Annotated in this window: 6 protein-coding genes, 1 tRNA gene, 1 rRNA gene and 1 other annotated feature; of the genes, 1 reads left to right on the top strand and 7 read right to left on the bottom strand. The window is 47.9% G+C overall.

Annotated elements, in window-relative coordinates; genetic code table 11:
- Window positions 1-80: 80 nt before the first annotated feature.
- The 5 genes from AC3B4V_RS16030 to pdxS form a co-directional block, all read right to left on the bottom strand.
- Window positions 81-171 (bottom strand) — tRNA-Ser (locus tag AC3B4V_RS16030).
- A 137-nt stretch (window positions 172-308) separates the two neighbouring features.
- Complete coding sequence (serS, locus tag AC3B4V_RS16025) at window positions 309-1,586, bottom strand: serine--tRNA ligase (protein ID WP_050679050.1); 1,278 nt, start codon at window positions 1,584-1,586, stop codon at window positions 309-311.
- Window positions 1,587-1,647: 61 nt separating this feature from the next.
- Window positions 1,648-1,855: a binding site (T-box leader), on the bottom strand.
- Window positions 1,856-1,867: 12 nt separating this feature from the next.
- Complete coding sequence (locus tag AC3B4V_RS16020; protein WP_488378864.1) at window positions 1,868-3,103, bottom strand: D-alanyl-D-alanine carboxypeptidase family protein; 1,236 nt, start codon at window positions 3,101-3,103, stop codon at window positions 1,868-1,870.
- A gap of 91 nt (window positions 3,104-3,194) precedes the next feature.
- Complete coding sequence (pdxT, locus tag AC3B4V_RS16015) at window positions 3,195-3,773, bottom strand: pyridoxal 5'-phosphate synthase glutaminase subunit PdxT (protein WP_488378863.1); 579 nt, start codon at window positions 3,771-3,773, stop codon at window positions 3,195-3,197.
- Entirely contained in the window at window positions 3,754-4,653 is a 900-nt protein-coding gene (pdxS, locus tag AC3B4V_RS16010; RefSeq protein ID WP_488378862.1) for a pyridoxal 5'-phosphate synthase lyase subunit PdxS, read from the bottom strand. The genes pdxT and pdxS overlap by 20 nt, the downstream gene beginning before the upstream one ends.
- A gap of 71 nt (window positions 4,654-4,724) precedes the next feature.
- Between pdxS and pdxR the strand changes: the two genes are divergently transcribed.
- Window positions 4,725-6,173 carry a MocR-like pyridoxine biosynthesis transcription factor PdxR gene (gene pdxR / locus AC3B4V_RS16005; protein WP_488378861.1) on the top strand — a complete coding sequence of 483 codons (1,449 nt, stop codon included), beginning with the start codon at window positions 4,725-4,727 and terminating at the stop codon, window positions 6,171-6,173.
- Window positions 6,174-6,217: 44 nt separating this feature from the next.
- On the opposite strand, the gene guaB is transcribed toward pdxR, so the two are convergent.
- Both guaB and rrf read right to left on the bottom strand, forming a co-directional pair.
- Entirely contained in the window at window positions 6,218-7,684 is a 1,467-nt protein-coding gene (gene guaB, locus AC3B4V_RS16000; RefSeq protein WP_029343029.1) for an IMP dehydrogenase, read from the bottom strand.
- A gap of 151 nt (window positions 7,685-7,835) precedes the next feature.
- Window positions 7,836-7,940, bottom strand: a 5S ribosomal RNA gene (gene rrf, locus AC3B4V_RS15995); the annotation flags it as partial.

Below are 7,940 nucleotides of genomic sequence, written 5' to 3'. Positions count from 1 at the left end.
TTTTCAAGACCGTTCTCTTAAACCACTTGAGTACGCCTCCAAGCTATAAAACGTGCATGTCGTTGTCAAAAAAATAAAAATGGAGGAGGCGGTGGGATTCGAACCCACGCACGGCTTTCGCCGCCTGACGGTTTTCAAGACCGTTCTCTTAAACCACTTGAGTACGCCTCCGTACTTCTTACAAGATCAATGATGACCTGTCTGTTTTCCTGACATTAATTATGATAGCATCTGCCTTTTAACGTGTAAAGACCTTTTCTAAAAAAACTTTTTAAAATACAGAAAGGGGGATTACTCCCCCTTCTGACTTAAGCTTGGATCACTTCAAGACCACCCATGTATGGACGAAGCACTTCTGGAATAACAACTGATCCATCCGCTTGCTGGTAGTTCTCTAAGATCGCAGCAACTGTCCGACCGACTGCAAGGGCAGAACCGTTTAACGTATGAACGAATTCTGGTTTTGCGTTCGCTTCGCGGCGGAAACGAATCTGCGCCCGGCGTGCTTGGAAATCTTCAAAGTTTGAACAAGAAGAGATTTCACGGTAGACGCCTTGGCTTGGCATCCAGACTTCGATGTCGTATTTCTTCGCAGCCGTGAACCCGAGATCAGCTGTACACATGCTCAATACTTGATACGGCAGTTTTAGCTTTTTCAAGACTGTTTCCGCTTGTCCTGTTAACAATTCGAGCTGCTCGTAAGATTCTTCTGGTTTGACGAAACGAACGAGTTCAACTTTATTGAATTGGTGCTGACGGATCAAACCGCGTGTATCGCGTCCGGCAGAACCAGCTTCTGAACGGAAACATTGGCTGTATGCCGCATAGCCGATCGGTAGCTGATCTGCTGTTAGGATTTCTTCACGGTGCATGTTCGTCACCGGAACTTCTGCTGTCGGTACGAGGAAGTAGTTCGTCTCTTCAATCTTAAAGGCATCCTCTTCGAACTTCGGCAATTGTCCTGTTCCTGTCATAGAGTCACGGTTGACCATGAGTGGTGGCAAGATTTCTGTGTAGCCATGTTGATCTTGGTGAAGATCCATCATGAAGTTGATCAATGCCCGCTCAAGACGTGCCCCCGCTCCGCGGTAAAAGACGAAACGGCTACCTGTGACTTTTCCGGCACGCTCGACATCGACGATTTTTAATTGCTCCATCAAATCCCAGTGCGGGACCGCTTCGAAGTCAAACGCTGGTTTGTCACCGACTTCACGTAAGACGACGTTATCGTCTTCAGAAGAACCGACCGGTACGCTGTCATGTGGAATGTTTGGAATACCGAGGAGCAGTTGGTTCAATGTCGCTTCAACATCGCGTAACTCGTCGTCAAGCGTCTTGATCTCATCTCCAACACTACGCATCGCAGCGATCGCTTCATCCGCATTTTCTTTATTGCGCTTCAGTTCAGCGATTTTTTTCGTTGCTTCATTTCGTTCTGCTTTCAATACTTCGGTCCGCGCAATTAGTTCTCGGCGTTTCTCATCAAGTGCAAGGAAACGGTTCATGTCCGTCAAGTCCTCTCCTCGGTGCGCTAACTTTTCTTGAATGGCGTCAAAATCTTGGCGTAATCGTTTAATATCAATCATCTGTAATTCCTCCTTTATGTCATAAAAAAAGGCGACCCGTCTCTTTCCGGTATTCCTACCGAAAAGGGACGAATCACCTGGATCCGCGTTGCCACCCTCATTGCTAGACACATCTAGCCAACTTAAGACGCGATAACGGGCGTACCCGCACCTTGTTCGCAAGGTGTGCGATCCGGCTCGATTCAATCCATCGATCTGACTAGTTCACACCACCCACTAGCTCTCTTAACAGTATCGATACATCTACTTGGTCCGTTCATAGCATCTTTATGAGATTAGTCTTACTTTACACCATCGCCTTGGAAGTTGACAAGAGTCGATTGTTGAATCGCTTGTTCAATTTGCTTCGACCACGCTGTCCAAGCACGGACGAGACGTGTCGGAACACTCGCAAGTGGAACCGCAGTTGCGCTATATAAATTCACGCGGGGTGTCTCAAATCCTGGTAGATAGATCCCATCGTCCGCGACCTGCACCGCACCGACGACTTCTTGTTTCGTCACAGGAGCCGTTGTTTTTGAGAAGTCGAACCGTGGTTCCCGCGTCTTCGCTTGTTTTAAGACCGTAACGTATAACGAACCGTCCGTGACGACGTCTAGCTTTCGGACGGTTGCCCCTTTAATCGGAAGAACGTCTTTGATCCGTTCGCCTTTTCCGTAATACGTCAACGGCTCGAACGTCGCAAAACCATAGTCGAGTAATTTTTTCGTTTCCTTGAAACGGGCTTGATCGGAATCCGTTCGCATCACGACCGTGACAAGCGTCATATTATCCCGCGTCGTTACGCTCGCGAAGCAGTAACCGGCTAAATCGGTCGTTCCTGTCTTCATCCCCCGCATGCCGGCATATGCGAATTTTTCCTTCGCCAGCATCTTATTCGAGTTATTTAAGACCTCTCCATCAAGTTTCATCTGTGTTTTATTCGTCACATCCAGTACATCCGGGTAATCCTTGATATAGCGAATGACGAGTAATGCGATATCGGTCGCTGTCATCAAATTCGTTCCTGGAAGGGTTGCATCGACAGCATCTAGACCAGATGCATTCGCATACTCCGTGTCGTTCATCCCGAACTGTTTTGCTGTCTCATTCATCTTTTCAACGAACGTCGCTTCTGAACCGGCGACAGTTTCGGCTAGCATGACTGCTGCATCATTGGCCGATTTGATGAACGCCGCATTATACATCTCGCGAACCGTGTATGTTTTAGCTTTAACTGGAACACGCGCGATTCCGGACGTCTTCGCAAGCTTTAACACTTTTGCACTCGGCGTGATTTTTTGATCCCACGTCAGTTTTTTCAATTCGATTTGTCGTCTGACGAGGTAGAGCGTCATCAGCTTCGTCATCGAAGCAGGGGGCAACGAAACATCCGCTTCCGATTGAAGGAGGATTTTTCCTGTGACCGCATCGGTCATTATGTAAGACTCTGCTTGAATCGAAGGTGCTGCTTGTCCCGCTGTAGGAAATCCTACGACTAGGAGCACACTTAAACAGAGTAGTAAAATTCGTTTCATCGTGTCTCTCCTTCACTCAATCATTCGTTTTACGAATAGTGTAGCACAAAAGAAGCACCTGACAGTAGAACCTGTCAGATGCTTCCACGCTTTATGAACGGACGGACTGCCGCTGTTTGATTTTTTGTAAAAAATAGCGGTGCAAGCGATCGTCCTCTGTCAATTCAGGGTGAAACGAACACGCGAGGTGTAATGATGTCTCGACGGCAACGATCTGCTCTTCGACTTTCGCAATCACTCGTGTTCCTTCCCCGACAGACAGAATCAATGGCGCTCGAATGAACACTGCTTCGATCGGCTCTTCAATTCCTTCAACCGGTAGCAATCCTTCAAATGAATCGATTTGTCGACCGAAGGCATTTCGACGGACCGTCATCGAAATCGCGTTGAGATGACTCTGACCTGCTTCGACAGCGGTTGCGAGTAGAATCATTCCAGCACATGTCCCGAACATCGGTAACATCGTCGCCTTTTCCCGAAGCGGTTCCAGTAATTCATAGCGTTCGATCAATCGACGCATCGCGGTCGATTCGCCTCCTGGTAAGACGAGTCCATCGAGTCCATCGAGATCGCTCACTTGTTTGACGAGAACGACATCGACACCAAGACCTTCAAGCTGCTGTCGATGTTCACGGACCGCTCCTTGAACATCAAGAATACCGATTACCATCGCGTGTTGCCATCCGTTCCTCAAACGGCATCGATGTAACATCGATTCCTTTCATTGCTGTTCCGAGTCCTTTGGATAAAGACGCGATCCGTTCAAAATCATCTTTATACGTAACGGCTTCGACAATCGCCCGAGCGACACGTTCTGGGTGTTCTGATTTAAAGATCCCTGATCCGACGAAGACACCGTCTGCCCCTAGGTGCATCATGAGTGCGGCATCAGCTGGTGTCGCGACTCCCCCGGCTGCAAAGTTGACGACCGGTAGACGTCCCTGTGTTCGAATATCACGTAATACTTCGTACGGAGCACCCCATTCTTTCGCAAATGTCATCAATTCATCTGGACTGACATATAAAATCTGATTCAATTGTGCTTGAATTTGTCGCATATGGCGAACAGCTTCGACGACGTTCCCAGTCCCTGGCTCGCCTTTCGTCCGAATCATCGCAGCTCCTTCTGCGATGCGACGAGCGGCTTCCCCAAGATCACGTGCGCCACAGACGAACGGCACGGTGAACTCTGACTTCAGTAAATGATATTGTTCATCAGCTGGAGTCAGAACCTCACTCTCATCGATGAAATCGACCCCCATCGATTCGAGAACACGTGCTTCTACGATATGACCAATCCGGCATTTTGCCATGACGGGAATCGAGACCGCTCCGAGTACTTCTTCCGTAATCAACGGATCTGCCATTCGTGCGACGCCTCCGTCACGACGAATATCAGACGGAACACGTTCAAGTGCCATGACTGCAACAGCACCTGCTGCTTCCGCAATCTTCGCTTGTTCCGCATTGACGACATCCATGATGACGCCACCCTTTTGCATTTCAGCCATTCCACGTTTGACACGATCCGTTCCTTGTTGACGTTCCATATCCATTCCCCCTTGGTTGACTTTCACTCCTTTAGTATACGGAACGTTGACACTTTTAAAAGTATCAGTTTATGATGATTTCAACAGGTCAGTTTACGAAGAAGGAGTCAGACGAGATGGACATGCTATCATTTCAACTCACGCGCAATCAGGAAAAACCACTTTATGAACAGCTTTATCAACAGATCCGAAATGAAATCATTGCCGGTCGTTTAGCATACGGCACGAAATTACCATCCAAACGAAAACTCGGTCAATTTTTGAACTTAAGTCAAACGACGATTGAGCTTGCTTACCAACAACTCGTCGCAGAAGGATATGTCGAATCCATCTCACGTAAAGGGTACTTCGTTCTTGCCTATGAGGAACTCGCTTACGTCAAAACCTCACCCGTCATCGAACCACGTGTGACTAAAGAAAAACCGATCATCACGTATGATTTTCATCCAAGTAAGATTGAAGGGATCTCTTTCCCGTTCGCCCGTTGGCGAAAGTATGCCAAAGATATCATCGATACCGATCACCACCCACTTGTCTCACTCGGTCATCCACAAGGAGATCTCGCGTTACGCGAAGAGATTGCGACCTATCTTTATCATTCTCGTGGTGTCGTCTGTTCTCCTGAACAAATCGTCGTCGGTTCAGGTGTCGAGCAATTGTTGCCGCTCGTCCTCTTCTTACTGGGACGCGACGTCACGTACGGTATCGAGGATCCCGGTTATCATACGACACGCCTCTTACTTGAAAATCATGAACGCATGATTGAACCGATTCGTGTTGATGCGAATGGATTACGGATCGATCAATTACAGGAATCAAACGTCGATGTCATGTATGTCACACCGGCACATCAATTTCCGTCCGGTAGCATCTTATCCGTCAACCGAAGACATCAGTTGTTAAACTGGGCGGCGATGGATCCGACCCGTTTTATCATCGAAGACGACTATGATAGCGAATTCCGCTACAGCGGTAAATCGATTCCGTCTTTACACAACATGGACAGCAATCGTGTCATTTACATGAGTACTTTCTCAAAATCACTCATGCCTTCCCTACGGATCGGTTATATGGTCTTACCCGAAGTCTTACGCGCTCGGTATCAAACAGAACTATCACACTATACCTGTAGTGTCTCGCGCTTCGATCAAACGATCTTGACGCGCTTCATGAAAGAGGGCGACTTTGAACGACATCTCAACCGGATGCGTAAAGTCTATCGTCGCAAGCTCGACGTCTTAATCCAATCACTTCGCCGGATTCCTGCCTTACGATTGACCGGCGAAAGTGCGGGACTCCATGTCGTCGTTTCCGTAGCGAACGGGATGACGGAGCCGGAGCTCGTAAAGCGGGCACAACAACAAGGCATCCAAGTATATGGTCTTTCTCAATATGCCCAGTTACCGCTTCTCTCCGATACGCCTCAAATCGTCCTTGGATTTGCGAGTCTCACTGAGCAAGAGTTGACGGAAGGATTACGATTATTGATGGACGCATGGGACTTGCGTAAATCATCATGAAAAAAGCCTCGCCTTTCTCTACTAGAGAAAGACGAGGCTTTTGTTTACTGACGTGTATAGTTCGATGCTTCTTTTGTAATTTGAATATCGTGCGGGTGGCTCTCTTGCAAACCAGCACCCGTCATACGGATGAACTGTGTCTCTTCACGCAATTCTTCTAACGTTGCAGCACCACAGTATCCCATACCTGAACGAATACCACCAACGAGTTGGTACACCGAATCGCCGAGTTTACCACGGTAAGCGACACGTCCTTCGATTCCTTCTGGAACGAACTTCTTGTCTGCTTCTTGGAAGTAACGATCTTGGCTACCGCGTTTCATCGATGCTTCAGAACCCATACCACGGTACGTTTTGAATTGACGTCCTTGGTAGATTTCCATCTCACCTGGGCTCTCTTCTACTCCTGCAAGTAAGCTTCCGAGCATGACAGCGTGACCGCCAGCAGCAAGTGCTTTTACGATATCTCCAGAATACTTGATGCCACCGTCAGCGATGATTGAGACACCATGTTTCCGTGCTTCTGTCGCACAATCGAAGACGGCTGTGATTTGTGGTACACCGACGCCTGCGACAACACGTGTCGTACAGATCGAACCAGGTCCGATACCAACTTTGATGACAGATGCACCGGCTTCAATCAAATCGCGTGTTGCTTCTGCCGTCGCAACGTTACCCGCAATGATTGGTAAGTTTGGATATTCTTCACGAAGTTCACGTACTTTGAGAAGAACACCTTCTGAGTGACCGTGTGCCGTATCGACGACGAGTGCATCGACACCTGCATCGACAAGGAACTTCGCGCGCGTCGAAGCGTCTTTCGTTACGCCGACAGCTGCTGCGACGAGTAAACGTCCGAACTGATCTTTCGCAGCATGTGGATACTGTTCGACTTTTTCAATATCCTTTGTCGTGATTAACCCTTTTAATACACCGTTCTCATCAACGAGTGGTAACTTTTCGATGCGATGTTTGTGGAGAATCTGCTCTGCTTCAGCAAGGGACGTACCAACTTTTGCTGTCACGAGTTCTTCTGTCGTCATCACCGTTTCAATGACAGTCGAGTAATCCTTGACGAAACGAAGATCACGGTTCGTCAAAATCCCTACTAATTTACGCTCTGTTTCGTTATTAACGATTGGAACACCAGAGATGCGGTACTTACTCATCAAATACTCAGCATCGTAGACTTGACGCTCTGGCGTCAAATAGAACGGATTCGTGATGACACCATTTTCAGAACGTTTGACGCGATCGACATGTTCTGCTTGTTCTTCCATTGACATATTCTTATGAATGACACCAAGACCACCTTGACGTGCCATTGCGATTGCCATCGGTGCTTCTGTGACGGTATCCATCCCAGCACTGATCAACGGAATATTAAGTGTGATCCCTTCACATAGCGTGACAGATAAATCAACGTCGCGCGGCAAGACACTCGAACGACGGGGTACGAGTAAGACGTCATCAAACGTCAAACCCTCTTTAGCAAATTTGTTCTCCCACATGTTATCCACTCGCTTTCTCTTTTATAAAAGAATATTGATGTTATGGTAACAAGCAGAGGGTGTCATGTCAATGACTCGACCAATAATCAGAACAGTCTGAAGTTTCACATAACACAAAAAGACCGACCTGCAATTTGCAGATCGGTCAAGTGCCTGGCAACGTCCTATCCTCACAGGGGGAAGCCCCCAACTACTTTCGGCGTTCAAGTGCTTAACTTCCGTGTTCGGCATGGGAACGGGTGTGACCACTTGGCTA

It is taken from the genome of Exiguobacterium sp. E17S (assembly GCF_057772545.1).
This window is presented reverse-complemented; position numbering and strand designations above follow the sequence as displayed.

Coding starts and splice junctions, on each gene's coding strand:
- serS (WP_050679050.1), bottom strand. CDS start 1,586: ATGATTGATATTAAACGATTACGCCAAGATTTTGACGCCATTCAAGAA.
- AC3B4V_RS16020 (WP_488378864.1), bottom strand. CDS start 3,103: ATGAAACGAATTTTACTACTCTGTTTAAGTGTGCTCCTAGTCGTAGGA.
- pdxT (WP_488378863.1), bottom strand. CDS start 3,773: ATGGTAATCGGTATTCTTGATGTTCAAGGAGCGGTCCGTGAACATCGA.
- pdxS (WP_488378862.1), bottom strand. CDS start 4,653: ATGGAACGTCAACAAGGAACGGATCGTGTCAAACGTGGAATGGCTGAA.
- pdxR (WP_488378861.1), top strand. CDS start 4,725: ATGATGATTTCAACAGGTCAGTTTACGAAGAAGGAGTCAGACGAGATG.
- guaB (WP_029343029.1), bottom strand. CDS start 7,684: ATGTGGGAGAACAAATTTGCTAAAGAGGGTTTGACGTTTGATGACGTC.